Raw genomic sequence first — 26,016 nt, forward strand, 5'->3', positions numbered from 1 at the left:
CTTGCTCGCGAAGAGGCCCGCACGAGCACCGTAAATTCGGGATCAGAAAAAGCTCAACCCCACGTGGAACAGCTTCTCCACATCGCGGATATGCTTTTTATCCACAAGGAACAGAATCACGTGGTCGCCGGTTTCGATCACGGTGTCGTCGTGGGCGATCAGCACTTCTTCGTCGCGGATGATCGCGCCGATGGTCGTGCCCGGCGGCAGCCCGATGTTCTCGATGGCGCGGCCAATCACCTTGCTCGATTTCGCATCGCCATGGGCAATCGCCTCAATGGCTTCTGCCGCACCCCGGCGCAGCGAGTGCACGCTGACGATATCACCCCGGCGCACGTGGGCCAGCAAGGTGCCGATGGTCGCCAGTTGCGGGCTGATGGCGATGTCGATGTCGCCGCCCTGGATCAGGTCGACGTAGGCCGGGTTGTTGATGATGGTCATCACCTTCTTCGCGCCGAGGCGTTTGGCCAGCAGCGAGGACATGATGTTGGCTTCGTCATCGTTGGTCAGCGCCAGGAAGAGGTCGGCGTCGGCGATGTTCTCCTCCAGCAGCAAGTCGCGGTCCGAGGCGCTGCCCTGCAAGACCACGGTGCTGTCGAGGGTGTCCGAGAGGTAGCGGCAGCGCGCCGGGTTCATCTCGATGATTTTCACCTGATAACGGCTTTCGATGGCTTCGGCCAGTCGCTCGCCGATCTGCCCGCCGCCCGCGATCACGATGCGTTTGTAGCTCTCGTCGAGGCGGCGCATTTCGCTCATCACCGCCCGGATGTTCGCTTTGGCGGCGATGAAAAACACTTCGTCGTCGGCCTCGATCACCGTATCGCCTTGCGGCAGGATCGGCCGGTCGCGTCGGAAAATCGCCGCTACGCGGGTTTCGACGTTAGGCATGTGCTCGCGCAACTGGCGCAGTTGCTGGCCCACCAACGGCCCGCCGTAGTAGGCCTTGACCGCCACCAGTTGGGCTTTGCCCTCGGCGAAGTCGATCACCTGCAAGGCGCCCGGGTGCTCGATCAGGCGCTTGATGTAGTGGGTCACCACTTGTTCCGGGCTGATCAACACGTCGACCGGGATCGCATCGTTGTCGAACAGGCCGGCGCGGGTCAGGTAGGCGGCTTCGCGTACCCGGGCGATTTTGGTCGGGGTGTGGAACAGGGTGTGGGCGACCTGGCAGGCGACCATGTTGGTCTCGTCACTGTTGGTCACCGCCACCAGCATGTCGGCGTCGTCGGCCCCGGCTTGGCGCAGCACGGTCGGAAACGAGCCGCGGCCTTGCACGGTGCGGATATCGAGACGATCACCGAGGTCACGCAGGCGTTCGCCATCGGTGTCGACCACGGTGATGTCGTTTGCTTCGCTGGCCAAGTGTTCCGCCAGCGTGCCGCCGACCTGCCCTGCGCCGAGGATGATGATTTTCATCCGGTCACTCCCTTAAACCCGTTTAACCGCGCGCGGCGGCAATCTTGATCAGCTTGGCGTAGTAGAACCCGTCGTGACCGCCCTCTTGCGCGAGCAACTGGCGACCGTGAGGCTGCTTGATGCCGGCCTGGCTGGCAATGTCCAACTCGCGGGCGCCCGGCGTGCGGGACAGGAAGGCTTCAATGACTTCGGTGTTTTCGGTCGGCAAGGTCGAGCAGGTGGCGTACAGCAGGATGCCGCCGACGTCGAGGGTCGGCCACATCGCGTCGAGCAATTCGCCCTGAAGCACCGCGAGCGCGGCAATGTCATCCGGCTGGCGGGTCAGTTTGATGTCCGGGTGACGGCGGATCACCCCGGTCGCCGAGCACGGCGCATCGAGCAGGATGCGCTGGAACGGTTTGCCATCCCACCACGCTTGAGTGTCGCGGCCATCGGCGGCGATCAGCTCGGCGCTCAGGCCCAGCCGCTCAAGGTTTTCGCGCACACGCACCAGGCGCTTGGCTTCCAGGTCCACGGCCACCACGCCAGCCAATTTTGGCTCGGTTTCGAGGATATGGCAGGTCTTGCCGCCCGGTGCGCAGCAGGCATCGAGCACCCGTTGGCCCGGCGCCAGGTCCAGCAAGTCGGCGGCCAGTTGCGCCGCTTCGTCCTGCACGCTGATCCAGCCTTCGGCAAAGCCCGGCAGGCCGCGCACATCGCCCGGCGTGTCGAGGACGATGCCGTCCTGGCTGAACGTGCACGGCTGGGCCGGTACGCCGGCTTCACTCAGCAACGCGAGGTAGGCGTCACGGCTGTGATGACGACGGTTGACCCGCAAAATCATCGGCGGGTGCGCGTTGTTTGCTGCGCAGATCGCCTCCCACTGATCGGGCCAGAAGGCTTTCAGGGACTTTTGCAGCCAGCGCGGGTGAGCGGTGCGCACCACCGGGTCGTGCTCAAGCTCGGCCAGCAGCGCTTCGCTTTCACGTTGGGCGCGGCGCAGCACGGCGTTCAGCAGGGCTTTGGCCCAAGGCTTTTTCAGCTTTTCGGCGCAACCCACGGTTTCACCGATGGCGGCGTGGGCCGGAACACGGGTGTAAAGGAGTTGATAGAGGCCGACCAGCAACAGTGCTTCGACATCGGCGTCGGCTGCCTTGAAGGGTTTTTGCAGCAGCTTGGCCGCCAGCGCTGACAAGCGTGGCTGCCAGCGCGCCGTGCCAAAGGCCAGGTCCTGGGTAAAACCGCGATCACGGTCTTCGACCTTGTCCAGTTGCGTCGGTAACGAACTGTTCAGCGAAGCCTTGCCGTTGAGTACGGCGGCCAAGGCCTTGGCGGCGGCCAGACGCGGGTTCATTGGGCGTCCACCGCAAGGCCCAAGACAGTGCCAACGGCAAATTTCTCACGACGGCTGTTGAACAAATCGCTGAAGTTCAGCGCCTTGCCTCCGGGCAATTGCAGACGGGTCAGGCACAAGGCGTGTTCACCGCAGGCGACGATCAAGCCGTCCTTGCTGGCGCCGAGGACTTCGCCCGGTGCGCCTTTGCCTTCGGTGAGGCTGGCCGCGAGCACTTTCAGCGCTTCGCCGTTGAGGGTGCTGTGGCAGATCGGCCACGGGTTGAAGGCGCGAACCAGACGTTCCAGCTCGACCGCCGGACGGGTCCAGTCGATGCGCGCTTCGTCCTTGTTCAATTTGTGCGCGTAGGTGGCGAGGCTGTCGTCCTGCACTTCACCTTCCAGGGTGCCTGCCGCGAGGCCGGCAATCGCCTGCACCACGGCTGGCGGGCCCATCTCGGCGAGGCGGTCATGCAGGCTGCCGCCGGTGTCATCGCCGCTGATCGGTGTGGTGACCTTGAGCAGCATCGGCCCGGTATCGAGGCCGGCTTCCATGCGCATCACGGTCACGCCGCTTTGCGCGTCACCCGCTTCAACGGCGCGCTGGATCGGCGCGGCACCGCGCCAGCGTGGCAACAACGAGGCGTGACTGTTGATGCAGCCCAGGCGCGGAATATCCAGCACAACTTGTGGCAGGATCAGGCCATAGGCCACGACCACCATCAAGTCCGGCTTGAGCGCGGCCAGTTCGGCCTGGGCATCTTCGTTGCGCAGGGTGGGCGGTTGCAGCACCGGGATGTTGTGTTCCAGCGCCAGCTGTTTGACCGGGCTTGGCATCAGTTTTTGTCCTCGACCCGCCGGGCGATCCGGCTGGGTGTAGACCGCAACGATCTCGTAAGGGCTGTCGAGCAGGGCCTTGAGGTGTTCGGCGGCAAATTCGGGGGTGCCGGCAAAAACGATGCGCAATGGCTCAGTCATGAAGGGCTCTCTGTTACAAAGCATCTTGAAAAGAAAAAGGCTTGCCGCAGCAAGCCTTTGAAGGAGGGCATCAAGCGTTCTGGCGATGGAGCTTTTCCAGTTTCTTCTTGATCCGGTCGCGTTTGAGCGTGGACAGGTAATCGACGAACAACTTGCCGTTGAGGTGGTCGCATTCGTGCTGGATGCACACGGCCAGCAGGCCTTCGGCGATCAGTTCGTAAGGTTTGCCGTCACGGTCCAGCGCTTTGATTTTGACTTTCTGCGGGCGGTCGACGTTTTCATAGAAACCCGGCACCGAGAGGCAGCCTTCCTGATACTGGTCCACTTCGTCGGTCAGCACTTCGAATTCGGGGTTGATGAACACCCGGGGTTCGCTGCGGTCTTCGGAAAGGTCCATCACCACGATGCGTTTGTGCACGTTGACCTGGGTTGCGGCGAGGCCGATACCCGGGGCTTCATACATTGTTTCAAACATGTCATCGACCAACTGCCGCACTTCGTCGTCCACTACGGCCACTGGTTTGGCGATAGTACGCAGGCGCGGGTCGGGAAATTCGAGGATGTTTAAAATGGCCATAGGCGTAATTGCTGCACGTGTTAGGAAAAGTCAGGGTCGATTGCCTGGCGGGTCCGAAGATGCAGGCTACCGTTGTAAAACGTAGCTCCCTTCTTTTCGAGAAGAGTCAGGAGCGAGCCACGGGGGCTCTGGCGTTTTACGCGAATGCATATAATAAAGGGATTCACTGCATGAGGAAATCACTACTCGCCTTGCTGCTTCTGGCCTCGGCCGGTATTGCGCACGGGCAAGTGCAGCTTCGGGATGGTTTCCCTCAGCATTACACCGTGGTCAAGGGCGACACACTTTGGGACATCTCCGGCAAATACCTGCGAGAACCCTGGAAGTGGCCAGAGCTTTGGCACGCCAACCCGCAGATCGAAAACCCCAACCTGATCTACCCCGGCGACTCGTTGTCGCTGGTGTACGTCAATGGCCAGCCGCGCCTGACCCTCAATCGGGGCACTTCCCGGGGCACTATCAAGCTTTCGCCGCGGATTCGCAGCACGCCGGTGGCCGACGCCATCCCGAGCATTCCGCTGCAAGCCATCAACAGCTTTCTGCTGAGCAACCGCATCGTCAACAAGGTCGAGGACTTCGACAAGGCGCCCTACATCGTCGCCGGCGATGCCGAACGGGTGCTCAGCGGTGCCGGTGACCGCATCTATGCCCGGGGCAAGTTCGACCCGACGCAGTCGGTGTACGGCATCTTCCGTCAGGGCAAGGTCTACAGCGATCCGCAGAGCAAGGAGTTCCTGGGGATCAACGCCGATGACATCGGCGGCGGCGAAATCGTCGCCACCGAAGGCGATGTGGCCACATTGGCCCTGCAACGCACCACTCAGGAGGTTCGCCTAGGTGACCGGTTGTTCAGCGGCGAAGAACGGGCCATCAACTCAACCTTCATGCCCAGCGCGCCCCACACCGACATCAATGGCCTGATTATCGACGTGCCGCGCGGTGTGACGCAGATCGGCGTGCTCGACGTGGTCACCCTGAACAAGGGCCGCCGCGACGGGTTGGCTGAGGGTAATGTGCTCGCGGTGATGAAAACCGGTGAAACCGTGCGCGACCGGGTGACCGGCGATCAAGTGAAGGTCCCTGACGAGCGCGCCGGGTTGCTGATGGTCTTTCGCACCTACGACAAGCTCAGTTACGGCCTGATCCTCAACGCTTCACGCTCCCTGGCGGTGATGGACAAGGTGCGCAACCCGTAAAACACTCAACAAGTTACCAACAGACTTATCCACAGCTTGTTCCTGATTACAGCAGGACCAATAACGATCAAGGATGATCTTATGTCGCTGTCTGCACCCCCGCCGGTTTCGCCGGCGGAACTGGAGGCGCGTTTGCGCCTGCATCGTCTGCCGGAGTTGGGTCCGCGACGCTTTCACACGTTGCTTGAAGCCTTTGGTTCGGCCTCAAAAGCCATCAGCGCCCCGGCCAGTGCCTGGCGTGCGTTGGGGTTGCCGGCGGCGTGTGCAGAGGCTCGGCGTAGCCCCGAGATTCGTGATGGCGCCTATCATGCATTGGCCTGGCTAGAGCGTCCCGGCCAGCATTTGCTGATGGTTGACCAGCCAGGTTACCCGGCACTGCTGGCCGAAACCGCTGATGCTCCGCCGTTGTTGTTCGTGGCGGGCGATCCGACCATCCTCGAAAAACCGCAACTGGCGATGGTCGGTAGCCGCCGCGCCTCACGGCCAGGGATGGACACCGCCACCGCGTTTTCCCGCAGCCTGGCGGGGGCCGGTTTTGTCATCACCAGCGGCCTGGCGCTGGGCATCGATGCCGCCGCGCATCAGGCGGCACTGGACGTCGGCGGGCTGACGGTCGGGGTGCTTGGCACGGGCCTTGAAAAATTTTATCCACAGCGCAACCGAGCGCTTGCCGAGGCGATGATTGCCCAGGGCGGCGCGGTGGTTTCCGAGTTTCCGCTGGACGCCGGTCCCCAGGCCAGCAACTTTCCGCGTCGTAACCGGATCATCAGCGGTTTGTCCCTGGGGGTGCTGGTGGTCGAGGCCAGTACGGCCAGCGGTTCGCTGATTACCGCGCGCCTGGCGGCAGAACAGGGCCGCGAGGTGTACGCGATTCCCGGCTCCATCCATCACCCCGGTGCTCGTGGCTGTCATCAGTTGATCCGCGATGGCGCGGTGTTGGTGGAAACCATCGAACACATCCTTGAAGGCCTGCGCGGCTGGCAGAATCTGCCGTTATCCACAGCGGCGGCGCCTATCGATCATCCGTTGCTGTGTTTGCTGTTTGCCGCGCCGCATACCAGTGAAGCCCTGGCGAATGCCGCAGGCTGGGCGCTGCCCAAGGTTCTGGCGGCATTGACGGAGCTTGAGATGGAGGGTCGTGCGGCGTGTGAAGGCGGACGCTGGTTTGCGCGCCTAAGCTAAGGCTTTCAGGCGCTGGGTTTTGAAGGGAAGATCGGTAAACTGCGCACAGCTTAATTCCGGAGAGTTTTTCATGGTCAACAGTTGGCGTGTGCAGCAAGCCGCACGAGAAATTCGCGCAGGGGCGGTGATTGCCTATCCAACCGAAGCTGTCTGGGGCCTGGGTTGCGACCCATGGGATGAAGAGGCGGTGTACCGCTTGCTGGCAATCAAGGGTCGTTCGGTGGACAAGGGCCTGATCCTGATCGCCGACAACATTCGCCAGTTCGATTTCCTGTTCGAAGATTTCCCTGAACTGTGGATGGATCGCATGGCCAGTACCTGGCCGGGGCCGAATACCTGGCTGGTGCCCCATCAGAACATGCTGCCGCAATGGATCACCGGGGTGCACGAGACCGTGGCGCTGCGGGTCAGCGATCATCCGCTAGTGCGGGATTTGTGCGCGTTGGTCGGGCCGCTGGTCTCGACCTCGGCCAACCCGCAAGGCCGCCCGGCGGCGCGTACGCGGATTCGCGTCGAGCAGTATTTCCGTGGGCAGGTCGACATGGTGTTGGGCGGAAGCCTGGGCGGGCGCAAGAACCCGAGCCTGATCCGCGACCTGGCAACCGGCCAGGTCGTGCGCCCGGCCTAAGACCGAGGTGAGGCCCTTCGCGAGCAAGCCCGCTCCCACATTGATCTGTGTCGTACACAAGTCTAGTGTGGGAGCGGGCTTGCTCGCGAAGGGGCCTTAACAGTCAGCGAAAATCTCAGGGCAACAGAACGACCGACCCGGTCGTACGCCGCGCCGACAACTCGGTCTGCGCCTTCGCCGCTTCGGCCAGTGGATAACGCTGGCTGATGTCCACCTTCAGCTTGCCGCTGATGATCATCTCGAACAATTCATTCGCCATGCGTTGCAGGTTTTCGGCGTTGTTGGCGTAGGTCGCCAGTGTCGGCCGGGTCACGTACAGCGAGCCTTTGGCCGACAGAATCCCCAGGTTCACGCCCTCCACCGCCCCGGACGCATTGCCGAAGCTCACCACCAGACCGCGAGGTGCAACGCTGTCCAGGGACGTCAGCCATGTGTCCTTGCCGACGCCGTCGTACACCACCGGGACTTTTTTACCGTCAGTCAGTTCCAGCACGCGTTGTGCGACGTTTTCATGGCTGTAGTCGATGGTGGCCCAGGCGCCGTTGGCCTTGGCCAGCGCGGCTTTCTCCTTTGAACTGACGGTGCCGATCAGTTTCACGCCCAAGGCTTTCGCCCATTGGCAGGCCAGCGAGCCGACGCCGCCAGCCGCGGCGTGGAACAGAATGGTTTCGCCACCCTTGAGTTCATAGGTCTGACGCAACAAATATTGCACGGTCAGGCCCTTGAGCATGACACCGGCAGCCTGTTCGAAACTGATGGCGTCCGGCAGATGCACCAGATTGGCTTCGGGCAGTACATGCAACTCGCTGTAGGCACCCAGCGGGCCGCTGCAATAGGCCACGCGATCGCCGACCTTGAAACGGGTCACGCCGCTGCCGACGGCCTCGACCACGCCTGCACCCTCTGCGCCCAGGCCCGATGGCAGGGCTGGCGGTGCGTAGAGGCCACTGCGGAAATAGGTGTCGATGAAGTTCAGACCGATGGCCTTGTTGCTCACGCGGACCTGTTGCGGCCCCGGCTCGGCTGGCTGGAAGTCTACCTACTCAAGCACTTCGGGGCCGCCGTGGGCGCTGAACTGGATACGTTTGGCCATCTGCATTCTCCTCAGGTGTTTTTCGAAGGACCCTATCGGACTCCTAAGCTTGATCTTCGTCAACTGTGGCGGCGCAAGGTGCAGTGTTATCCTGTGCGCCCGTTTGCCGCCGGCCGATTTGAGCGCCGCGTAGCTTTGCCCGATTCAAGGTGATGCCATGACTACCCGCACCGAGGCCGTAAAAGCCTACCTGCTCGACCTGCAAGACCGTATTTGTGCTGCGCTGGAAGCTGAAGACGGCGGCACGCGCTTCGTCGAAGATGCCTGGACCCGGCCTGCCGGTGGCGGCGGTCGCACGCGAGTGATTGAGAACGGCGCGGTGATCGAGAAGGGTGGCGTCAACTTTTCCCACGTCTTTGGCAGTGGTCTCCCACCGTCCGCCAGCGCCCATCGGCCGGAACTGGCCGGGCGCGGCTTCGAAGCCCTCGGCGTGTCGCTGGTGATCCATCCGCATAACCCCCATGTGCCGACGTCCCACGCCAACGTGCGCTTTTTCATCGCCGAAAAAGAAGGTGAAGAACCGGTCTGGTGGTTCGGCGGCGGCTTCGACCTGACCCCTTACTACGGCAATGAAGAAGACTGCGTGCACTGGCACCGCGTGGCTGCTGCGGCTTGCGCGCCGTTCGGCCCGGACGTCTATAGCCGCTACAAGGATTGGTGCGACAGCTATTTCCACATCAAGCACCGCAACGAGCCCCGGGGCATCGGCGGCCTGTTCTTCGATGACTTGAACGAGTGGGACTTCGACACCAGTTTCGCCTTCATGCGCGCCATCGGCGACGCTTACATCGAGGCGTACCTGCCGATCGTGCAACGGCGCAAAGCACAAGCCTTCACCGCGAAACAGCGCGAGTTCCAGGAATTCCGCCGTGGGCGTTACGTCGAGTTCAACCTGGTTTACGACCGCGGCACGCTGTTCGGCCTGCAATCGGGCGGGCGTACCGAATCGATCCTCATGTCGCTGCCGCCGCAGGTTCGCTGGGGCTACGACTGGAAGGCTGCGCCGGGCAGCGAAGAAGCGCGCCTGACCGAGTACTTCCTGCAAGACCGCGACTGGCTGGCCACCGCCTGACGCCATGTCCGCTCCGGGCTGTGGATAACTCCCGGCCCTTGCCTGCTGCTCACTGAGGATGCTGCTTGATGGACCGTTATGTCGTATTCGGTAACCCGATTGGCCACAGTAAATCGCCGATGATCCATCGCCTGTTTGCCGAGCAGACCGCCCAGCAGTTGGACTACAGCACCTTGCTGGCGCCGCTGGATGATTTTTCCGGGTGTGCCACGGCGTTTTTCCGTGAAGGCCGTGGCGCTAACGTCACCGTGCCGTTCAAGGAAGAGGCCTATCGCCTGGCCAATAGCCTGACAGAACGGGCGCAGCGGGCCGGTGCGGTCAACACCTTGAGCAAACTGGCGGATGGCAGTTTGCTGGGCGATAACACCGACGGTGCCGGGTTGGTACGGGACCTGACGGTGAATGCCGGGTTCAGCCTGCGCGGTAAACGCATTCTGCTGCTGGGCGCGGGCGGTGCGGTGCGCGGCGCGCTGGAGCCGTTGCTGGCCGAGCAGCCGGCGTCGGTGATCATTGCCAATCGCACGGTGGAAAAGGCCGAATTGCTGGCCGAACTGTTCGCCGACCTCGGCCCAGTGTCCGCCAGCGGTTTCGATTGGTTGCGTGAGCCGGTGGACCTCATCATCAACGCCACGTCGGCCAGTCTGTCAGGCGATGTACCGCCGATTGCCAGCAGCCTGATCGAACCGGGTCAGACCGTTTGCTACGACATGATGTATGGCAAGGAGCCGACCTCGTTCTGCCGCTGGGCCAGTGAGCACGGTGCGGCGGTGTCCATGGACGGTCTGGGGATGCTGGCCGAACAGGCGGCCGAAGCGTTCTTCCTGTGGCGTGGTGTGCGCCCGGATACGGCGCCGGTACTGGCCGAACTCCGTCGCCAGCTGGCGCTCTAGGCTTTTGTGGCGAGGGAGCTTGCTCCCGCTGGGCTGCGAAGCGGCCCTAAAACCTGCCAATGCGATGCATCGGCAAGAACGTGGGCGCTTCGCACCCGAGCGGGAGCAAGCTCCCTCGCCACAGGGGGTATGCTCGACGCGGCATTTGCGTTGATCAGTCTTCAAATCGGATCAGTCTTCTCCGGCCCTTCGAGTTTTCTCGACTCTTCCACGCCATGCCCCAGCGCAAACGTCATCGCGCCGGGTCGCTGACAGGCTTGGCCCTGCCGTCTATTGCGGTGTAGCGTTGCGGGTGTGGGGAGTGAATCCCGAGACGCGAGAACTGTATGCAACGGATCAAGGGCTACCACGCCCACGTTTACTTTGACGCAAGCACCATCGATCAAGCACGAGCCCTGTGTGAGCAGGCGGCGCAGTTGTTCCCGCTGAAGATGGGCCGGGTCCACGAACGGCCGGTCGGCCCGCACCCGGACTGGAGTTGCCAGCTGGCTTTCGAGCCAGAGTACATCGGTGTGGTGCTGCCGTGGCTGGCGCTCAATCGCAAAGGCCTGGTGGTGTTTTTGCACCCGGATACCGGCAATGATTTGGCCGATCACACTGACCATGCGATCTGGATGGGTGCGATCCGGCCGTTGGATCTGTCGATTTTTTGAGCATTTGTTGAGCACAGTGCAACCTGTGGCGAGGGAGCTTGCTCCCGCTGGGTCGCCAAGCGGCCCCAAAATCAGCGACCCCGTTACATCAGGTCAAACACGGTCGCTGGATTTTCGACTGCTGTGCAGCCGAGCGGGAGCAAGCGCCCCCGCCACGGGTACGGTGTAGCGCGCTACTTAGTACAAAACCCCCTCCAGCACTTCATAAACCACTCCGCTGCCCACGGCGATCAACACGATGTCGCCACCCATGCGTCGCCATTCGTAACCTGGGTAGTACGGCAAGCGTGAGAGGGCGCGATTGTCCAGGCGTTCGCCGTAGTAGCCGCGCGGCAAGGGCTGGCCTCTGACCCAACGAATACCCGGCGGCGGTGGCGCGCCGCGTACGAAATACCCGTGGTTGACGCGGATAACTTCGCGCACCGGACCGAAGTCCCTCGGCGGCTCGCGGTAGTGCGGGCCGGGGCCGCGATGATCGTCGCCATGGTGGTCATACTGCGGGCCGCCGTGGTCGTGACCGTTCCATTGTTCTTGCGCGTACACAGGCACCAGGGGGGCGGCGCAGAGCATCAACACACCCAGGCTGGCGATCAGGCGTTTGGGCATTTTCATTCAGGGTTTCCTCACCGCATCCACAGCAAAAAAAGGGGCCTGGAACTCGGTTCCAAACCCCTGGGTCTTGCTATTTAGTCTGTCGCGGTGGGCGCTAATTCCTCTGTATCAGGAACTTTACCTTCAGCTGACGCGGGCCTTACGCACACCTTCGGACAGCGCCAGGCACAGGCTCAGTACGCCATCAATGGCTTGGTCCGGTGTGGTTGCGTTGGCGATGTGGTCGATCAGCGCAGACCCCACCACCACACCATCAGCCAAGCGGGCGATGGCCGCCGCTTGCTCCGGTGTGCGAATGCCGAAACCAATGCTGATCGGCAGGTCGGTGTGGCGGCGCAGGCGGGCAACGGCTTCTTCGACATGCTCCAGCGTCGCTGCGCCCGCGCCAGTCACGCCGGCCACCGACACGTAGTACACGAAGCCGGAACTGCCGTTGAGCACGGTCGGCAGGCGCACGTCGTCGGTGGTCGGGGTGGTCAGGCGGATGAAGTCGATGCCGGCCGCTTGCGCCGGGTCGCACAGCTCGGCGTTATGTTCGGGCGGCATGTCGACGACGATCAGGCCATCGACCCCGGCTTCTTTCGCGTCCGCGATGAAGCGCGGTACGCCGTAGTGATGGATCGGATTGAAGTAACCCATCAGCACCAGCGGCGTGTCGGTGTTGTCTTTGCGGAACTCGCGAACCATTTGCAGGGTTTTCGCCAGGTTCTGTTTGGCTCCCAGGGCCCGGATGTTGGCAAGCTGGATCGCCGGGCCGTCGGCCATCGGATCGGTAAAGGGCATGCCCAACTCGATCACATCGGCGCCGGCCGCTGGCAGGCCCTTGAGGATCGCCAGCGAAGTGTCGTAGCTCGGGTCGCCAGCGGTGACGAAGGTCACCAGGGCGGCGCGGTTCTGTTCCTTGAGTTCAGCGAAGCGGGTTTGCAGGCGGCTCATCAGTGTTTCTCCTGCTTGGATTGCTCTTGTTGGGAGTGTTCCATGTGGTGCATCACGGTCTGCATGTCTTTGTCGCCACGACCGGACAGGTTGACCACCATCAGATGATCCTTGGGCAGGGTCGGTGCGCGTTTGAACACTTCGGCCAGGGCATGGGCGCTTTCCAGGGCAGGAATAATCCCTTCCAGGCGGCAGCATTTGTGGAAGGCGTCGAGGGCTTCATCGTCGGTCACCGAGGTGTACTGGACGCGGCCGATGTCATGCAACCAGGCGTGTTCCGGGCCGATGCCCGGGTAGTCGAGGCCGGCGGAGATCGAGTGGGCGTCGATGATCTGGCCGTCGTCGTCCTGCAACAGGAAGGTACGGTTGCCGTGCAGTACGCCCGGTACGCCGCCATTCAAGCTGGCCGCGTGCTTGCCGGTTTCGATGCCGTAGCCGGCCGCCTCGACGCCGATGATCTCGACGCTTTTATCATCGAGGAACGGGTGGAACAGGCCCATGGCGTTGGAACCGCCGCCGATGCACGCCACCAGGCTGTCCGGCAGGCGGCCTTCCTGGGCTTGCAGCTGTTCGCGGGTTTCCTTGCCGATGACGGCCTGGAAATCACGGACCATCGCCGGGTACGGGTGCGGGCCGGCCACGGTGCCGATCAGGTAGAAAGTACTGTCGACGTTGGTCACCCAGTCACGCAGGGCTTCGTTCATCGCGTCTTTCAGGGTGCCGGTGCCGGCCACCACCGGAATCACTTCGGCGCCCAGCAGTTTCATGCGGAACACGTTGGCCTGTTGGCGCTCGATGTCGGTGGTGCCCATGTAGATCACGCAGTCCAGACCAAAACGCGCGGCCACGGTGGCGGTCGCCACGCCGTGCATGCCGGCGCCGGTCTCGGCGATGATGCGTTTTTTGCCCATGCGCCGCGCCAGCAGGATCTGGCCGATGCAGTTGTTGATCTTGTGCGCGCCGGTGTGGTTCAGCTCTTCACGCTTGAGGTAGATCTTGGCGCCGCCGCAGAATTCGGTCAGGCGTTCGGCGAAGTACAGCGGGCTTGGGCGTCCGACGTAATCGCGCTGGAAGTAGGCCAGTTCTTCTTTGAAGGCCGGATCTTCCTTCGCCAGTTCATATTCGCGGGCCAGGTCGAGGATCAACGGCATCAGGGTTTCAGCGACGTAGCGGCCGCCGAACGCGCCAAACAGGCCGTTGGCATCAGGGCCGTTGCGCAGATTAGTCTGGGTCATGGGGCGCTCCAGGTGAATGCGTGAAGTGACAATGGCGTTCACTCTACCCCTGACGTCTCGGGCTGAAAACCGATAAGATCGCTGCAACCTGTCAGGAAAACTCACAGATCCCATGAGCCACGACCTTCCCCCGCTGAACGCCCTGCGCGCCTTTGAGGCCACTGCCCGCTTGAACAGCGTCAGTCAAGCCGCCGAGCAATTGCACGTGACCCATGGAGCAGTCAGCCGCCAGTTGAAAGCCCTGGAAGCGCACTTGGGCGTGAGCCTGTTCAGCAAGGATGGACGCGGCCTGAAACTCACAGATGCCGGTGTGCGTTTGCGCGATGCCAGCAGCGATGCCTTCGAGCGTTTGCGCACCGTGTGCGCCGAGTTGACCCAGAACACCGCCGACGCGCCGTTCGTGCTCGGCTGCTCGGGCAGCCTGTTGGCGCGCTGGTTCATCCCGCGCCTGGGCCGGCTGAATGCCGACCTGCCGGATTTGCGCTTGCACCTGTCGGCTGGCGAAGGTGATCTCGACCCGCGTCGGCCAGGGCTGGATGCTTTGCTGGTGTTTGCCGAGCCGCCGTGGCCTGCGGACATGCACGTCTATGAATTGGCCAGCGAACGCATCGGCCCGGTGCTCAGCCCACGCTTTGGCGGGTTTGAACGCCTGCGTGCGGCGCCAGCAGCGGCGCTGCTCAACGAGCCCTTGTTACACACCACCTCGCGGCCGCAAGCCTGGCCCAGTTGGGCGCAGCAAAGCGGTCTGGACGCCAAAGCGTTGAAGTTCGGGCAGGGTTTCGAGCATTTGTATTACTTGCTGGAAGCCGCAGTGGCCGGGCTGGGCGTGGCGATTGCCCCGCAGCCGCTGGTGGCCGAAGACGTGAAGGCTGGACGCCTGGTCGCGCCGTGGGGTTTTTGCGAAACCCCGGCGCAACTGGCGTTGTGGCTACCCAAGCGCGCCGCGGACGGGCGCGCTCGGCAGTTGGCGCAGTGGCTGAAAAATGAGCTGCGTCAGGTCTAGTCGCCGCGTTTGCACAGCAAGTACGCAGCCAGCAAGCCCAGCGCACCGACCGCTACACCGGCCGTGGTCCATGGGTGTTCCTGGGCGTAATCGCGGGTGGCGATCCCGGTTTCACGGGTTTTGACTTTGACTTCTTCGTACGCATCGCTGAGCAGGTGACGCGAGTGTCTCAGCGCGTTTTCGGCGTTGCTTTTCAGGGCCTTGAGGGTTTTGCGCGACTCGTCCGAGGCATCGTCTTTCAGGCTTTCCAACGACTTGAGCAGACTCTCGATCTCGGCTTCCATGCTTTGCAATGAGGCTTTGCGTAACGAGGTGTTGGCCATGGTGGCTCTCCTGCATTGTTGATGAGTAGCGTGTGTTGATTGGGACTCCAGCGCTTCTGGAAAGTGCAGTAAATCTGAATAGGCAGTCGGAGCAGCTGCCTCAAGTCATGAGAAAAATCACTGCTAGGCTGTAATCAGTACTCAAGGAGAACGCCATGACTGACCATCACACTTACAAGAAAGTCGAACTGGTTGGCTCGTCCCCCACCAGCATTGAAGACGCCATCAACAACGCCCTGGCCGAGGCCAGCAAGAGCATCAAGCACTTGGAGTGGTTCGAGGTCACCGAAACCCGCGGGCACATCAAGGACGGCAAGGCCGCGCACTTCCAGGTGACGCTTAAAGTCGGTTTCCGGATTGCCAATAGCTGAGCTTGAGCTAGGCTTCTGAACTTGTACGCTGGCCGATTGCCATAGGAAATGGCAAAGCGCTACATCCTCTTGGGTGCCAGACGCTCAAGTGCTTACGCTGACCCTCTTTTGATCCGACCAGGGAATGTGACCGATGAAGAAATTTATTTTAGCGGTAGGTTTGTTAAGCATTGCGGGAACGGCCCTTGCGGCAGGCAAACCCTGCGAAGAGCTGAAAAGCGAAATCGCAGCGAAAATCGACGCAAAGGGTACCAAACACTATTCGCTGGAAATCGTCGATAAAGGCGCGGCAGCAGGCGGTAAAGTGGTCGGCAAGTGCGACGCGGGCAAAAAGGTAATCGTCTACAAACGCGGCTGATCCCTTGCAGACGCAAAAGCCGACGCCTTGGCGTCGGCTTTTTTATGGGCGCGGTTTGAGGGTCAGCCCTTCATGACCTGTGCCAGCAGCTCGTAGGAATGCAGGCGGTCGGCGTGTTCGTACAAATCGCAGGTGAAGATCAACTCGTCGGCACCGGTCTGCTCGATCAGCACCTCCAGTTTTGCGCGAATTTTCGCCGGGCTGCCGACCATCGCCAGCCCCAGGAAATCGCCCACAGCTTGCTTCTCGTGAGGCAACCACAGGCCTTCCATGGATTTCACCGGAGGGCGCTGGACCAGGCTTTGGCCGCGCATCAGCGCGAGAATCCGTTGGTAGACCGACGTCGCCAGGTAATCGGCCTGTTCGTCGGTATCGGCAGCGACCAGCGGGACGCCGAGCATCACGTAGGGTTTATCCAGCACGGCTGAAGGCTTGAAGTGATTGCGATACACCCGAATCGCTTCGTGCATGTAACGCGGTGCGAAATGTGAGGCAAAGGCGTAAGGCAAACCGCGTTCCCCAGCCAGTTGCGCGCTGAACAGGCTGGAGCCCAGCAGCCAGACCGGCACCTGGGTGCCAGTGCCGGGCATGGCGATGACTCGCTGGTCGGGTGTGCGTGGGCCGAGGTAGCGCATCAGTTCGGCGACGTCTTCGGGGAAATCATCGGCGCTGCCGGAGCGTTCGCGGCGCAAGGCACGGGCGGTCATCTGGTCGGAACCAGGCGCACGGCCCAGGCCGAGGTCAATCCGGCCGGGATAAAGGCTTTCCAGTGTGCCGAACTGCTCAGCGATCACCAGGGGCGCATGGTTGGGCAACATCACGCCGCCGGAGCCGACACGAATGTTCGACGTGCCACCGGCCAGGTAACCGAGGAGCACGGAGGTCGCGGAGCTGGCAATGCCATCCATGTTGTGGTGTTCGGCCACCCAGAAGCGGTTGTAGCCCCACTTCTCGACGTGCTGCGCCAGGTCCAGCGAGTTGCGCAGCGACTGCGCGGGGCTGCCGTTCTCGCGAACGGGTACAAGGTCCAGGGTCGAGAACTTGATATCGGACAGTGGTTTCATAAGCCTGCTTCTCCAAAGGGTACGCAGGCTTTTCTCACGAACGAAAACCTGCCGAATGCGTAAGCGTGTTCTATGCAATGTGGGCATATACCCGAGTTTCAATAGCAGACCTGAATTTGCCTACCCGATAAGCGGTCTGATCCGAGAAGGTGAACTTTGCCCGGCCTTCTATCCTCAGAACCCTTAGCAACCGAAAACCATGAAGGCGCGACCCTTCGCGCCGGATCTCGAGGAGGCACAGATGAGCATCAAGAAGAAAGCATCGGCGCATTGGGAAGGTGATCTGAAAACCGGTATTGGCTCGATTTCCACCGAAACCGGCGTACTCCGGGACGCGCCCTACGGCTTCAAGGCCCGATTCGAAGGCGGCAAGGGCACCAACCCTGAGGAACTGATCGGCGCGGCCCATGCTGGCTGTTTCTCCATGGCCTTTTCGATGATTCTTGGCGATGCCGGCCTCAAGGCCGACCGCATCGACACTCAGGCCGAGGTCACGCTGGATCAGGTTGACGGTGGTTTTGCGATCACCGCCGTGCACCTGATTCTCAAGGCCAAAATTCCCGGTGCAACTCAGCAGCAATTCGAAGAACTGAGCAAAAAAGCCAAAGAGGGCTGCCCGGTTTCCAAGGTGCTGAACGCCAGAATCAGCTTGGACGCCACGTTGGTAAGCTGATTTTTTCAGGTTTGATCAGGCGCTGAATGCACTGGCGCCTTCGCGAGCAGGCTCGCTCCCATAATTGGAATGCATTTCAAATGTGGGGGCGAGCCTGCTCGCGAGAGCTACCTTGTCAGCGACACAATCCCCACGGCTAAACATGAGGGTTGTGAGCGATGTCAGAACTCGCTTCGCAAAACTGTGGTCGAATAAGTGACAGCAGCTTCAGCGCATGACTGTGCGCGCTGCCTCAAGGGAGCTTCAACCATGAAACGTTTTGCCTTGGCGATTATCTGCAGTGCACTGGCCACCTCGGCCTTGGCGGCGCCAAAGCCGTGTGAAGAACTCAAGGCCGAGATCGAAGCCAAGATCCAGGCCCAGGGCGTTACTTCCTACACCCTGGAGATCGTTACCAATGATGAAGTGCACGATCAGAACATGGTGGTCGGCACCTGCGAAAACGGCACCAGGAAAATCATCTACCAGAAGAACGACAGATAATTCGCCTTAGGGTACACAGTTGATCTGCCGTTCTTCGGCGACGATTTCACGTTTGGCGTTGTACAGCCGGGCGCTCGGGGTGAAGGACAGTGAGCGGGCTTCAAGACGATAACGCTGGCCCTCCTCGAAGTGGTCGTAGCGCAGGGTCATGTAGCACAGCCGTTCCTGCGGGTCGGTGTTCATGGCCAGGCCACCGCCGAAGATTTCGAAGTCGAAACGAACCGTCAGTTCATGGCTGCCAGGCGTGACCTGGAAAAACCGCCCGTCACGTTGCGGCTTATTGTCCAGGCGCTCGGCCATCAGCACTTTGCCACCGGGTGTCGGCATGGCGAAGTCGACCCAGGCCATGTTCGGGTTGACGTCCGGCAACGGGCTCGCACAGGCGGCGAGTGAGCTGGCAGCGAGTAAAAGCAGAGTCTTGCGCATGATGATCTTCCGGGCGGTCATGCGCTCAGCATAGCGCCGATCAACTGTGCTGGCAGCCGGCCGGTTGTCCTTGCCCCACCACCTTATGCTGTTGATCGTAGAGCCGGATCGAGGGTCGCCAGCCAATGTGGGCGGCATGCAATTGGTAGCGCTCACCTGCATTGAATGCCTCGAAGCGCACCTTCAACTGACAATCGCGCCATAGCGGCTCTGTCTCCGGGCCGATGTTGGTCGGTTCCACCGCGAACTGGTAGCGCACCTTCAGTGCGTGGCTGCCGGGTTGGACTTCAAAGTAGCGGTCATCGGCCACGGTTTTATCGTCGACTTCCAGTGCGAGCAGCGTCGTGTCTGGGTGGTGCTTGAGGTCGATCCAGGCTTGCGCCGGGTCGTGGGCGGGCAATCCGGCACAGCCTGCCACCAGCAGCAGCCCCGTAGTCAGCATTAACGCGCGCATAGCGAAGCTCCAGACAGGCGAGATAGTCTTGCAATCAGACACTCACAGGATGATTCGATTTGGATAGGCCGCGTAGGAGCCATGGGTTACTTGATCGCGTTTTGCGGGTTTTGTTTCCGGGTGTGGTGTTTTTGGTGCTCAACGGTTGCACCAGCGTCAGCTATTACAGCCAGTTGGCCAGCGGGCAGTGGCAGTTGCTGCGGGCGCGTGAGCCGGTGAGCGAGGTCATTGCCGACCCGACGCGTGACGCCACTCTGCGTGGCCATTTGGTCCAAGCGCAAAAGGCCCGGACCTTCGCCAGCCAGCAATTGCACCTGCCGGACAACAAAAGCTATCGCCTGTACGCCGACATAGGCCGGCCGTTCGTGGTGTGGAATGTGTTTGCCACACCGGAGTTTTCACTCAAGCCGCTCAACCATTGTTTCCCTGTCGCCGGGTGCGTGGCCTACCGCGGTTACTACAGCCAGGGTGCGGCGCGGGGTGAGGCGGCGTTGCAGCGCCAGCAGGGCATGGACGTGTCGATTGGCGGGGTCGAAGCCTACTCGACCCTGGGCTGGTTCAATGACCCCATCATGAGTTCAATGATGAGCTGGGGCGACGAGCGCCTGGCCACGCTGATATTTCATGAGCTGGCGCATCAGCGGTTTTATGTGAAGGACGACACGGCCTTCAACGAGTCCTTTGCCACCTTCGTCGAGCAGGAAGGCACCCGTCAATGGCGCACGGCGCGCGGTTTGCCACCGGCCAGCAAGGCGCTGGTGCACCAGCGTGATCAATTCATTCAACTGCTGCTGGATACCCGCGTCCGGCTCGAACAGCTTTACACCCAGCCCCTGCCAATCGAGCAGATGCGCGCGCGCAAAGCCGCCGAGTTTGAACGTTTGCGCAGCGACTACCGAACCCTGCGCGACAGCCAATGGGCCGGCGACAAGCGTTTTGATGCCTGGGTCAATGCCCCGCTGAACAATGCCCGGTTGCTGCCGTTTGGGTTGTATGACCAATGGGTACCGGCATTCGCCGAAATGTTCAAACAGTCGGGCGGGGACTGGCTGCGGTTTTATGCGGCGGTCGAGAAGCTGGGGGCGTTGCCCGTAGAACAACGCAAGGCAGCGTTGAAGGCGTTGGCAAACAAGTAACCCTGTGGCGAGGGAGCTTGCTCCCGCTCGGCTGCGCAGCAGCCGTAAACCTGCGGATGCGATCAAGCTGAAAAACCGCGCCGCATGACTTCCGGGCCGCTCCGCGCCCCAGCGGGAGCAAGCTCCCTCGCCACAAAAGCAGACCAGCAACTAGCGCTGCAAAAACGCCTGATGTAACTCGGCCAATGTTTCGAAGTGATACGCCGGGGCTTCAGCGTTCAATTCTTCGTGGCTGCCAAAGCCATAACCCACCGCCGCCGCATCCAGCCCGTTACTGCGGGCACCGATCAGGTCGTGTTTGCGGTCGCCGATCATCAGTGTGGTGGTCGGGTCCAGCTGTTCTTCGCTCAATAAATGAGCAATCAGCTCGACTTTGTCGGTGCGCGTGCCGTCCAGTTCACTGCCGTAGATCACCTTGAAGTGCCGATCAAAACCAAAGTGCCGGGCGATTTCCCGGGCGTAGATCCACGGCTTGGACGTCGCGATGTACAACTGTCGGCCTTGCCCGCCGAGGGTTTCCAGCAGCGGCGTGACACCGTCGAAGACGCGGTTTTCATACAGCCCGGTGACTTTGAAGCGCTCGCGGTAGAAGTTCACCGCTTCCCAGGCCTTGGCCTCGTCGAAGTCGTAGAACTGCATGAAGGCTTGCAGCAGCGGCGGGCCGATGAAGTGTTCGAGTTTGCTCAGGTCGGGTTCGTCGATCCCCAGTTTGCTCAAGGCGTACTGGATCGAACGGGTGATGCCCTCACGCGGGTCGGTCAGGGTGCCATCGAGGTCGAATAAAACGGTCTGGTAATGCATGAACATTCCTGAATGAGAGTCAGAGCTGGTCGTAGCCTTCGGCCAGATGCAGGTTTTTGAGTTTCACGTAATTGGCCGCGCTGTAGGTGAAAAACGCCCGCTCCTTGTCAGTCAGTGCACGAACCTGTTTTACCGGGCTGCCGACATAGAGGAAACCGCTTTCCAGGCGTTTGCCCGGTGGCACCAGGCTGCCCGCGCCAATGATTACGTCATCTTCGACCACCGCACCGTCCATGACGATGCTGCCCATGCCGATCAGGACCCGGTTGCCCACGGTGCAGCCGTGCAGCATGACTTTGTGGGCGATGGTCACGTCATCGCCGATCAGCAACGGGAAGCCGTCCGGGTTGAAGGGGCCGGCGTGGGTGATGTGCAGCACGCAGCCATCCTGCACGCTGGTGCGTTGGCCGATGCGGATGCGGTGCATGTCGCCGCGGATGACCGTCAGCGGCCAGACCGAGCTGTCGGAGCCTATTTCGACGTCGCCGATCACCACCGCCGAACCGTCGACAAAGGCGCCTTTGCCAAGCGTGGGGGTGTGGTTCTGGTACTTGCGAAGGGACACGATAGGCTCTCTCTCTGTTGCTGATAGCTGCGGTTGGCGTCGATTGTAATTAAGATGGCCGCATGTTTCTTCCAGCCAAGGTGCCAACCGTGAGCGTGAACAACCCTCTTTTGCAGCCCTACGACCTGCCGCCGTTCTCGGCGATCCGTGCTGAGCACGTACAACCTGCCATTGAGCAGATCCTCGCGGACAACCGCACCGCCATTGCCGAGATCCTCAAGACTCAGGGCGCACAGCCTACCTGGGCCGGCCTGGTGCTGGCGATGGATGAACTCAATGATCGCCTGGGCGCGGCCTGGAGCCCGGTCAGCCACCTCAATGCCGTGTGCAACAGCGCCGAACTGCGTGAGGCTTACGAGTCCTGCCTGCCGGCACTGAGCGCCTACGCGACTGAAATGGGCCAGAACCGCGAACTGTTCCAGGCTTATGAAGCCTTGGTAAACAGCTCTGAAGCGGCCGGTTTCGACGTGGCACAAAACACCATTCTTGAACACGCACTGCGTGACTTCCGTCTGTCGGGTATCGATTTGCCTGCGGCTGAGCAAAAGCGTTACGCCGAGGTGCAAAGCAAGCTGTCGGAATTGGGCAGCCACTTCTCCAACCAATTGCTCGACGCCACCCAGGCCTGGACCAAGCACGTCACCGATGAAGCCGCCCTCGCCGGCCTGACCGATTCGGCCAAGGCGCAAATGGCCGCCGCCGCCCAGGCCAAAGACCTGGAAGGCTGGCTGATCAGCCTGGAGTTCCCGAGCTACTACGCGGTGATGACCTACGCCCAGGACCGCGCGCTGCGCGAAGAAGTCTACGCCGCCTACTGCACCCGTGCGTCGGACCAAGGCCCGAACGCCGGTCAGAACGATAACGGCCCGGTGATGGAAGAAATCCTCGACCTGCGTCAGGAGCTGGCAAAACTCTTGGGCTTCGCCAGTTTCTCGGAGCTGAGCCTGGCCACCAAAATGGCCGAGTCCAGCGATCAGGTGCTGAGCTTCCTGCGGGATCTGGCCAAGCGCAGCAAACCCTTTGCCGCACAGGACCTGGAACAGCTCAAGGCCTACGCCGCCGAGCAAGGTTGCCCGGACCTGCAAAGCTGGGACAGCGGTTTCTACGGCGAAAAACTCCGTGAACAACGCTACAGCGTCGCTCAGGAAGCGCTGCGTGCGTACTTCCCGATCGACAAAGTGCTGAGTGGCCTGTTCGCCATCGTTCAACGGTTGTACGGCATCGAAATTGCCGAGCAGACCGGTTTCGACACCTGGCACCCGGACGTTCGCCTGTTCGAAATCAAGGAAAACGGCCAGCACGTCGGCCGCTTCTTCTTCGACCTGTACGCCCGTGCCAACAAGCGGGGCGGGGCCTGGATGGACGGCGCCCGTGATCGTCGCCGCACCGCTGCGGGCGTTCTGCAAAGCCCGGTGGCCAACCTGGTCTGCAACTTCACCCCGGCCGACAGTGGCAAGCCTGCCCTGCTGACTCACGATGAAGTCACCACCCTGTTCCATGAATTCGGCCATGGCCTGCATCACCTGCTGACCCGCGTCGAGCATGCTGGCGTGTCCGGCATCAACGGCGTGGCTTGGGATGCGGTCGAGCTGCCGAGCCAGTTCATGGAAAACTGGTGCTGGGAGCCGGAAGGCCTGGCGCTGATCTCCGGGCATTACGAAACCGGCGAGGCACTGCCCCAGGACCTGCTGCAAAAAATGCTCGCGGCGAAGAACTTCCAGTCCGGCCTGATGATGGTGCGTCAGTTGGAGTTCTCGCTGTTCGACTTCGAGCTGCACGCCACCCACGGTGACGGTCGCAGTGTGCTGCAAGTGCTTGAAGGCGTGCGCGACGAAGTCTCGGTGATGCGCCCACCGGCCTACAACCGCTTCCCTAACAGCTTCGCGCACATCTTCGCTGGCGGTTACGCGGCGGGTTACTACAGCTACAAATGGGCTGAAGTGCTGTCGGCCGATGCGTTCTCCAAATTTGAGGAAGAAGGCGTGCTCAACGCTGCCACCGGTCGGGCATTTCGCGAAGCGATCCTGGCGCGTGGCGGTTCGCAGGAGCCGATGGTGCTGTTCGTCGATTTCCGCGGACGGGCGCCGTCGATTGACGCACTCTTGCGTCACAGTGGCCTCGACGAGGTCGCGGTAGCATGAGTGATGGGCCTGTGATGACCAAAAGACGCTTTATCGCCGGGGCCGTTTGCCCGGCGTGCAGTGAGCCGGACAAGTTGATGATGTGGAGCGAGGACTCCGTGCCGCACCGCGAATGCGTGGCCTGCGGTTACTCCGACACGCTCAACGAGCAAGGGCTGTCCGTGCCCAAGGAATTGGGCACGCGGGTCAATACCTCTGCGCTGAAAGTGCCGGATGCCAAGGTGCAGGCGGTGCAGTTTTTCCCGAACCCCAAGCTCAAGAAAAAGCCGGACGATCAGGCCTGATCGTCCACCGCGATGACGCTCGCCTTCCTGTCCGATGACGGGAAGGCGATAGTTATCTACCACCCTCTCACGGCTCTTCCTTTTTAGGCTGGCGACTTGTTTCAGCCTCTATTCAAGGAAGACGTGATGCTTGAAAGCAATCCACTTTTGCAGGTCCACGACCTGCCGCCCTATGCGGCTGTGCGCGCCGAACACCTGGTGCCCGCCATCGAACGGATTCTGGCCGATAACCGCCGTGCCACTGCCCTGATTGTTGTCAGCCAGTCGGTGCTGCCGAACTGGGATGACCTGGTGTTGGGCATGGATGAATTGACTGCGCGCCTGGATGAGGCGATGTCCGTTATTCATACCCTGGATCTGGTTGCCCATACCGGTGACGCCTGGCGTAAGGCAAGCGCTGCCTGTGACGAATCTGTGGAGGTCTATAAAACCGGGCTGTTACGCAATCGTGAGCTGTTCCTGGCCTATCAGGCCCTGGCGGACAGCTCGCCTGCGCAGAATTTCGACGCTTCACGCCAAGCGGTTTTGAAGAAAATCCTGCGACGGTATCGGTTGTCGGGGATTGATTTGCCGGCGGATCAACAGGCAACACTGGCGCAGCTCAACCGTGAAATATCGCTGCTCAGCGGTTTGTTTCTGCAGCAACTGGAGAGCGCCGACAACGCCTGGAGCAAGCGGCTCAACCATGAATCGTCGTTGGATGGCCTGCCCGACGACCTTAAACAGCGCATGGCCGCCAAGGCCAGGGAAGCGGGGCATGAGGGTTGGCTGATCACGCTGGATCAGGAAACCTGGCGCCTGGTCATGACCTATGCCGAAGACCGAACCTTGCGCGAGGAGTTGTTCATCGCCAACGCCACGCGGGCGTCGGACCAAGGGCCGCACGCCGGGCAATTCGACAATGGCCCGGTGTTTGAGCTATTGCTCGCCAACCGTCAACAAAAGGCCCGACTGCTGGGGTACGCCAACTTTGCCGAGTTGAAGCTGGCGACCGAATCTGCGGAATCGGCCCGTCAGGTCGTGAATTTTCTACAGCGGCAACTGACGCTGGAAACACCGCATTTTGCCCAGGATTCCCAAACGCTTGAAGCTTTTGCGGCTGAGCAGGGGGTTGCCGATGTGCAGGCCTGGGACCTTGAGTTTTATGCGCAGAAACTGCGGCAGCACCAGCATGGTTCAGCCCTCAGCGGGGTTCGCGCCTATTTCCCACTGGACGGTACGTTGCACCGGTTGTGCCGCTTCAGTGAACGTCTGTTTGGCATTGAAATCGTCGAGCAACAGACGTTCAGCCGCTGGCATGAGCAGGTGCGGCTGCTGGAAGTCAGGGAGCATTCCCAGGTGATCGGGCACATTTACATCGACCCGTTTCACCGCCCGCAAGGGGACGACTATGCCTGGACATCCACCCCGCGAAATCGTCGGGTGACCGCCGAAGGTCAGGTCAAACTGCCGATGGCCATTTTGCACGGCAACTTTCCCGAGGGCGTGGCGGGTCAGCCGTGTTTGCTCGATCACATGCAAATGCGGGTGCTGCTTCATGAGATGGGCCACTGCTTGCAGCACGTACTGACGCGTTCACCGTATCGGCGGATTTCCGGCATCTCTGAGCTGGGGCGCGACACGGCCGAGTTCGCCGGGCAGGTCTTTGAACTATGGGGTTTGTCCCGGGATTTTCTGCTGTGGATCGCGGCGCACCACCAAACTGGCGAGCGTTTATCCGAGGCACGGGTTGACGCGATACTGGCGTCGATTCATCAACAGAGCAGTTGGCAAACCGCGCGGTTGTTGATGGGCGCCTTGTACGATTTTGAACTGCACCGGGGGTATGGCGATGGCCGTAGCGTGGCGTCGGTGTTTGCCCAGGTACGGGAGCAGTTCCCGCACCTGCGGCTGCCGGGCTACACGCGGTATGCCAACGGCTTTGACTACCTGGTGACCGGTTATGAGGCTTCGATGTATGCCTACACATGGTCCGGTGTCCTGGCGACAGTAGCGTTCAAGCCATTTGAGGAACGAGGGGTATTCAGCCCTGAAACCGGCAAAGCCTTTCGTGAGGCGATTTTCGCGGTGGGGGATTCGCGACCCCTTCTCGAATCCCTGGAGGTATTTCTCGGCCGGCCAGTGACGACCGGGCTTTTCCAATCATGATCATTGC

The 26,016-nt window shown here is 61.4% G+C and carries 28 protein-coding genes and 1 pseudogene; 15 read left to right on the forward strand and 14 right to left on the reverse strand.

The window, feature by feature from the left end:
- Positions 1-42: 42 nt before the first annotated feature.
- From trkA to def, 4 genes are all read right to left on the reverse strand, one after another.
- The gene (trkA, locus tag AC1Z1G_RS00115; protein ID WP_483623867.1) at positions 43-1,416 is read right to left on the reverse strand and encodes a Trk system potassium transporter TrkA; all 1,374 of its coding nucleotides are present in this window, start codon (positions 1,414-1,416) and stop codon (positions 43-45) included.
- Positions 1,417-1,438: 22 nt separating this feature from the next.
- Complete coding sequence (gene rsmB / locus AC1Z1G_RS00120; RefSeq protein ID WP_483623869.1) at positions 1,439-2,749, reverse strand: 16S rRNA (cytosine(967)-C(5))-methyltransferase RsmB; 1,311 nt, start codon at positions 2,747-2,749, stop codon at positions 1,439-1,441.
- On the reverse strand, positions 2,746-3,705 hold the full coding sequence (gene fmt / locus AC1Z1G_RS00125; RefSeq protein ID WP_483623871.1) for a methionyl-tRNA formyltransferase: 960 nt from the start codon (positions 3,703-3,705) through the stop codon (positions 2,746-2,748). The genes rsmB and fmt overlap by 4 nt, the downstream gene beginning before the upstream one ends.
- Positions 3,706-3,775: 70 nt before the next feature.
- Complete coding sequence (gene def, locus AC1Z1G_RS00130) at positions 3,776-4,282, reverse strand: peptide deformylase (RefSeq protein ID WP_347902959.1); 507 nt, start codon at positions 4,280-4,282, stop codon at positions 3,776-3,778.
- Between the two features lie 170 nt (positions 4,283-4,452).
- Here def and AC1Z1G_RS00135 point away from each other — a divergent pair, with 170 nt between their 5' ends.
- From AC1Z1G_RS00135 to tsaC, 3 genes are all read left to right on the forward strand, one after another.
- Complete coding sequence (locus AC1Z1G_RS00135; RefSeq protein ID WP_483623873.1) at positions 4,453-5,478, forward strand: LysM peptidoglycan-binding domain-containing protein; 1,026 nt, start codon at positions 4,453-4,455, stop codon at positions 5,476-5,478.
- 81 nt (positions 5,479-5,559) lie between these two features.
- Positions 5,560-6,660, forward strand: coding sequence for a DNA-processing protein DprA (gene dprA / locus AC1Z1G_RS00140; RefSeq protein WP_483623875.1), 1,101 nt, complete (start codon positions 5,560-5,562; stop codon positions 6,658-6,660).
- Positions 6,661-6,730: 70 nt separating this feature from the next.
- Complete coding sequence (tsaC, locus tag AC1Z1G_RS00145) at positions 6,731-7,288, forward strand: L-threonylcarbamoyladenylate synthase type 1 TsaC (protein ID WP_483623877.1); 558 nt, start codon at positions 6,731-6,733, stop codon at positions 7,286-7,288.
- A 115-nt stretch (positions 7,289-7,403) separates the two neighbouring features.
- Here the strand turns inward: tsaC and AC1Z1G_RS00150 are convergent.
- Positions 7,404-8,381, reverse strand: a pseudogene (locus AC1Z1G_RS00150) (NADPH:quinone reductase).
- Positions 8,382-8,538: 157 nt separating this feature from the next.
- Between AC1Z1G_RS00150 and hemF the strand changes: the two are divergent.
- From hemF to AC1Z1G_RS00165, 3 genes are all read left to right on the forward strand, one after another.
- On the forward strand, positions 8,539-9,453 hold the full coding sequence (gene hemF, locus AC1Z1G_RS00155; protein ID WP_483623879.1) for an oxygen-dependent coproporphyrinogen oxidase: 915 nt from the start codon (positions 8,539-8,541) through the stop codon (positions 9,451-9,453).
- 68 nt (positions 9,454-9,521) lie between these two features.
- Positions 9,522-10,343, forward strand: a complete 822-nt coding sequence (gene aroE, locus AC1Z1G_RS00160; protein ID WP_483623881.1) for a shikimate dehydrogenase — start codon at positions 9,522-9,524, stop codon at positions 10,341-10,343.
- A gap of 326 nt (positions 10,344-10,669) precedes the next feature.
- Complete coding sequence (locus tag AC1Z1G_RS00165) at positions 10,670-10,996, forward strand: DOPA 4,5-dioxygenase family protein (RefSeq protein ID WP_483623883.1); 327 nt, start codon at positions 10,670-10,672, stop codon at positions 10,994-10,996.
- Between the two features lie 177 nt (positions 10,997-11,173).
- Here the strand turns inward: AC1Z1G_RS00165 and AC1Z1G_RS00170 are convergent, their stop codons facing one another.
- From AC1Z1G_RS00170 to trpB, 3 genes are all read right to left on the reverse strand, one after another.
- A complete protein-coding gene (locus tag AC1Z1G_RS00170; protein ID WP_483623885.1) occupies positions 11,174-11,608 on the reverse strand; it encodes an anti-virulence regulator CigR family protein in 435 nt (144 codons plus the stop codon).
- 123 nt (positions 11,609-11,731) lie between these two features.
- Complete coding sequence (gene trpA / locus AC1Z1G_RS00175) at positions 11,732-12,544, reverse strand: tryptophan synthase subunit alpha (protein WP_483623887.1); 813 nt, start codon at positions 12,542-12,544, stop codon at positions 11,732-11,734.
- Positions 12,544-13,779 carry a tryptophan synthase subunit beta gene (gene trpB, locus AC1Z1G_RS00180; RefSeq protein WP_483623889.1) on the reverse strand — a complete coding sequence of 412 codons (1,236 nt, stop codon included), beginning with the start codon at positions 13,777-13,779 and terminating at the stop codon, positions 12,544-12,546. The genes trpA and trpB overlap by 1 nt, the downstream gene beginning before the upstream one ends.
- Positions 13,780-13,891: 112 nt before the next feature.
- Between trpB and AC1Z1G_RS00185 the strand changes: the two genes are divergently transcribed.
- Entirely contained in the window at positions 13,892-14,782 is an 891-nt protein-coding gene (locus tag AC1Z1G_RS00185) for a LysR family transcriptional regulator (protein WP_483623891.1), read from the forward strand.
- On the opposite strand, the gene AC1Z1G_RS00190 is transcribed toward AC1Z1G_RS00185, so the two are convergent.
- Complete coding sequence (locus AC1Z1G_RS00190; RefSeq protein ID WP_347902975.1) at positions 14,779-15,105, reverse strand: ElaB/YgaM/YqjD family protein; 327 nt, start codon at positions 15,103-15,105, stop codon at positions 14,779-14,781. The two genes, AC1Z1G_RS00185 and AC1Z1G_RS00190, sit on opposite strands and share 4 nt — an antisense overlap.
- A 155-nt stretch (positions 15,106-15,260) precedes the next feature.
- Between AC1Z1G_RS00190 and AC1Z1G_RS00195 the strand changes: the two genes are divergently transcribed.
- Complete coding sequence (locus AC1Z1G_RS00195) at positions 15,261-15,476, forward strand: dodecin (protein ID WP_029290270.1); 216 nt, start codon at positions 15,261-15,263, stop codon at positions 15,474-15,476.
- A gap of 133 nt (positions 15,477-15,609) precedes the next feature.
- Complete coding sequence (locus AC1Z1G_RS00200) at positions 15,610-15,834, forward strand: DUF1161 domain-containing protein (RefSeq protein ID WP_483623894.1); 225 nt, start codon at positions 15,610-15,612, stop codon at positions 15,832-15,834.
- A 62-nt stretch (positions 15,835-15,896) separates the two neighbouring features.
- Here the strand turns inward: AC1Z1G_RS00200 and AC1Z1G_RS00205 are convergent, their stop codons facing one another.
- Complete coding sequence (locus AC1Z1G_RS00205; RefSeq protein ID WP_483623896.1) at positions 15,897-16,898, reverse strand: LLM class flavin-dependent oxidoreductase; 1,002 nt, start codon at positions 16,896-16,898, stop codon at positions 15,897-15,899.
- Positions 16,899-17,139: 241 nt separating this feature from the next.
- Here AC1Z1G_RS00205 and AC1Z1G_RS00210 point away from each other — a divergent pair, with 241 nt between their 5' ends.
- Both AC1Z1G_RS00210 and AC1Z1G_RS00215 read left to right on the forward strand, forming a co-directional pair.
- On the forward strand, positions 17,140-17,571 hold the full coding sequence (locus AC1Z1G_RS00210; RefSeq protein WP_483623898.1) for an OsmC family protein: 432 nt from the start codon (positions 17,140-17,142) through the stop codon (positions 17,569-17,571).
- A gap of 249 nt (positions 17,572-17,820) precedes the next feature.
- Positions 17,821-18,054, forward strand: a complete 234-nt coding sequence (locus AC1Z1G_RS00215) for a DUF1161 domain-containing protein (protein WP_483623900.1) — start codon at positions 17,821-17,823, stop codon at positions 18,052-18,054.
- Between the two features lie 6 nt (positions 18,055-18,060).
- Here AC1Z1G_RS00215 and AC1Z1G_RS00220 read toward each other — a convergent pair whose 3' ends face one another.
- Positions 18,061-18,480 carry a PA0061/PA0062 family lipoprotein gene (locus AC1Z1G_RS00220; RefSeq protein WP_483623902.1) on the reverse strand — a complete coding sequence of 140 codons (420 nt, stop codon included), beginning with the start codon at positions 18,478-18,480 and terminating at the stop codon, positions 18,061-18,063.
- A 40-nt stretch (positions 18,481-18,520) separates the two neighbouring features.
- Positions 18,521-18,934, reverse strand: a complete 414-nt coding sequence (locus tag AC1Z1G_RS00225) for a PA0061/PA0062 family lipoprotein (RefSeq protein WP_483623904.1) — start codon at positions 18,932-18,934, stop codon at positions 18,521-18,523.
- A gap of 59 nt (positions 18,935-18,993) precedes the next feature.
- On the opposite strand from AC1Z1G_RS00225, the gene AC1Z1G_RS00230 reads away from it, so the two are divergent.
- Positions 18,994-20,070 carry an aminopeptidase gene (locus AC1Z1G_RS00230; protein ID WP_483623906.1) on the forward strand — a complete coding sequence of 359 codons (1,077 nt, stop codon included), beginning with the start codon at positions 18,994-18,996 and terminating at the stop codon, positions 20,068-20,070.
- A 150-nt stretch (positions 20,071-20,220) separates the two neighbouring features.
- Here the strand turns inward: AC1Z1G_RS00230 and AC1Z1G_RS00235 are convergent, their stop codons facing one another.
- Both AC1Z1G_RS00235 and AC1Z1G_RS00240 read right to left on the reverse strand, forming a co-directional pair.
- Entirely contained in the window at positions 20,221-20,871 is a 651-nt protein-coding gene (locus tag AC1Z1G_RS00235) for an HAD family hydrolase (protein ID WP_483623908.1), read from the reverse strand.
- A 19-nt stretch (positions 20,872-20,890) separates the two neighbouring features.
- Positions 20,891-21,436: a gamma carbonic anhydrase family protein gene (locus AC1Z1G_RS00240; protein WP_483623910.1), complete on the reverse strand. Its 546-nt coding sequence runs from the start codon at positions 21,434-21,436 to the stop codon at positions 20,891-20,893.
- 62 nt (positions 21,437-21,498) lie between these two features.
- On the opposite strand from AC1Z1G_RS00240, the gene prlC reads away from it, so the two are divergent.
- The 3 genes from prlC to AC1Z1G_RS00255 all read left to right on the forward strand — a co-directional run bounded on the left by prlC (position 21,499) and on the right by AC1Z1G_RS00255 (position 26,009).
- Positions 21,499-23,577, forward strand: coding sequence for an oligopeptidase A (gene prlC, locus AC1Z1G_RS00245; RefSeq protein WP_483623912.1), 2,079 nt, complete (start codon positions 21,499-21,501; stop codon positions 23,575-23,577).
- The gene (locus AC1Z1G_RS00250; RefSeq protein WP_483623914.1) at positions 23,574-23,861 is read left to right on the forward strand and encodes a YheV family putative zinc ribbon protein; all 288 of its coding nucleotides are present in this window, start codon (positions 23,574-23,576) and stop codon (positions 23,859-23,861) included. The genes prlC and AC1Z1G_RS00250 overlap by 4 nt, the downstream gene beginning before the upstream one ends.
- Positions 23,862-23,987: 126 nt before the next feature.
- Positions 23,988-26,009 carry a M3 family metallopeptidase gene (locus tag AC1Z1G_RS00255; protein WP_483623916.1) on the forward strand — a complete coding sequence of 674 codons (2,022 nt, stop codon included), beginning with the start codon at positions 23,988-23,990 and terminating at the stop codon, positions 26,007-26,009.
- Positions 26,010-26,016: the final 7 nt, after the last annotated feature.

This window comes from Pseudomonas sp. JL27(2026) (assembly GCF_056933555.1).

Bases quoted from the DNA above. Each gene is read 5' to 3' on its own strand.
- def (WP_347902959.1), bottom strand. From the start codon at position 4,282: ATGGCCATTTTAAACATCCTCGAATTTCCCGACCCGCGCCTGCGTACT.
- hemF (WP_483623879.1), top strand. From the start codon at position 8,539: ATGACTACCCGCACCGAGGCCGTAAAAGCCTACCTGCTCGACCTGCAA.
- AC1Z1G_RS00255 (WP_483623916.1), top strand. From the start codon at position 23,988: ATGCTTGAAAGCAATCCACTTTTGCAGGTCCACGACCTGCCGCCCTAT.
- trpA (WP_483623887.1), bottom strand. From the start codon at position 12,544: ATGAGCCGCCTGCAAACCCGCTTCGCTGAACTCAAGGAACAGAACCGC.
- prlC (WP_483623912.1), top strand. From the start codon at position 21,499: ATGTTTCTTCCAGCCAAGGTGCCAACCGTGAGCGTGAACAACCCTCTT.
- AC1Z1G_RS00220 (WP_483623902.1), bottom strand. From the start codon at position 18,480: ATGCGCAAGACTCTGCTTTTACTCGCTGCCAGCTCACTCGCCGCCTGT.
- AC1Z1G_RS00250 (WP_483623914.1), top strand. From the start codon at position 23,574: ATGAGTGATGGGCCTGTGATGACCAAAAGACGCTTTATCGCCGGGGCC.
- fmt (WP_483623871.1), bottom strand. From the start codon at position 3,705: ATGACTGAGCCATTGCGCATCGTTTTTGCCGGCACCCCCGAATTTGCC.
- AC1Z1G_RS00165 (WP_483623883.1), top strand. From the start codon at position 10,670: ATGCAACGGATCAAGGGCTACCACGCCCACGTTTACTTTGACGCAAGC.
- tsaC (WP_483623877.1), top strand. From the start codon at position 6,731: ATGGTCAACAGTTGGCGTGTGCAGCAAGCCGCACGAGAAATTCGCGCA.
- dprA (WP_483623875.1), top strand. From the start codon at position 5,560: ATGTCGCTGTCTGCACCCCCGCCGGTTTCGCCGGCGGAACTGGAGGCG.
- AC1Z1G_RS00200 (WP_483623894.1), top strand. From the start codon at position 15,610: ATGAAGAAATTTATTTTAGCGGTAGGTTTGTTAAGCATTGCGGGAACG.
- AC1Z1G_RS00195 (WP_029290270.1), top strand. From the start codon at position 15,261: ATGACTGACCATCACACTTACAAGAAAGTCGAACTGGTTGGCTCGTCC.
- AC1Z1G_RS00225 (WP_483623904.1), bottom strand. From the start codon at position 18,934: ATGCGCGCGTTAATGCTGACTACGGGGCTGCTGCTGGTGGCAGGCTGT.
- AC1Z1G_RS00205 (WP_483623896.1), bottom strand. From the start codon at position 16,898: ATGAAACCACTGTCCGATATCAAGTTCTCGACCCTGGACCTTGTACCC.
- AC1Z1G_RS00190 (WP_347902975.1), bottom strand. From the start codon at position 15,105: ATGGCCAACACCTCGTTACGCAAAGCCTCATTGCAAAGCATGGAAGCC.
- trpB (WP_483623889.1), bottom strand. From the start codon at position 13,779: ATGACCCAGACTAATCTGCGCAACGGCCCTGATGCCAACGGCCTGTTT.
- AC1Z1G_RS00185 (WP_483623891.1), top strand. From the start codon at position 13,892: ATGAGCCACGACCTTCCCCCGCTGAACGCCCTGCGCGCCTTTGAGGCC.
- rsmB (WP_483623869.1), bottom strand. From the start codon at position 2,749: ATGAACCCGCGTCTGGCCGCCGCCAAGGCCTTGGCCGCCGTACTCAAC.
- aroE (WP_483623881.1), top strand. From the start codon at position 9,522: ATGGACCGTTATGTCGTATTCGGTAACCCGATTGGCCACAGTAAATCG.
- AC1Z1G_RS00215 (WP_483623900.1), top strand. From the start codon at position 17,821: ATGAAACGTTTTGCCTTGGCGATTATCTGCAGTGCACTGGCCACCTCG.
- AC1Z1G_RS00170 (WP_483623885.1), bottom strand. From the start codon at position 11,608: ATGAAAATGCCCAAACGCCTGATCGCCAGCCTGGGTGTGTTGATGCTC.
- AC1Z1G_RS00210 (WP_483623898.1), top strand. From the start codon at position 17,140: ATGAGCATCAAGAAGAAAGCATCGGCGCATTGGGAAGGTGATCTGAAA.
- AC1Z1G_RS00235 (WP_483623908.1), bottom strand. From the start codon at position 20,871: ATGCATTACCAGACCGTTTTATTCGACCTCGATGGCACCCTGACCGAC.
- AC1Z1G_RS00135 (WP_483623873.1), top strand. From the start codon at position 4,453: ATGAGGAAATCACTACTCGCCTTGCTGCTTCTGGCCTCGGCCGGTATT.
- trkA (WP_483623867.1), bottom strand. From the start codon at position 1,416: ATGAAAATCATCATCCTCGGCGCAGGGCAGGTCGGCGGCACGCTGGCG.